This window comes from Burkholderia sp. BCC1640, from assembly GCF_902833125.1.
Classification (GTDB): Bacteria; Pseudomonadota; Gammaproteobacteria; order Burkholderiales; family Burkholderiaceae; genus Burkholderia; species Burkholderia diffusa.
Genome location: NZ_CADFEF010000139.1, coordinates 1 through 524, shown reverse-complemented (window position 1 = coordinate 524; position 524 = coordinate 1). Strand labels below are relative to the sequence as shown.

1 protein-coding gene is annotated in these 524 nt (G+C 67.9%); it reads right to left on the bottom strand.

What is annotated here, in order from left to right; translation table 11 throughout:
- Positions 1-524 (bottom strand): AMP-binding protein (locus HWX25_RS32880; RefSeq protein WP_175912763.1); only part of this gene is annotated, 524 nt, incomplete at both ends.

Below are 524 nucleotides of genomic sequence, written 5' to 3'. Positions count from 1 at the left end.
CGGCCGACCACCGCCGCTTCCGCAACCAGCTCGTGCGAAACCAGCGCCGACTCGATCTCCATCGTGCCGAGCCGGTGACCCGACACGTTCAGCACGTCGTCGATGCGGCCCATGATCGTGAAGTAGCCGGTGTCCTTGTCGCGCACCGTGCCGTCGCCGGCGAGGTAGAGCGTGCCGCCGAGTTCCTCGGGGTAATAGCTCTTCTTGAAGCGCTCCGGGTCGCCCCAGATCGTGCGGATCATCGCCGGCCACGGACGCTTGACGACGAGAATGCCGCCTTGCCCGTTCGGCACGTCCTGGCCGGTCTCGTCGACCACCGCGGCCATGATGCCCGGCAGCGGCAGCGTGCACGAACCCGGCACCGTCGGCGTCGCGCCCGGCAGCGGCGTGATCATGTGGCCGCCGGTTTCGGTCTGCCACCACGTGTCGACGATCGGGCAGCGTTCCTGGCCGACGTGCTTGTGGTACCACATCCACGCTTCCGGATTGATCGGTTCGCCGACCGTGCCGATGATGCGCAGGCT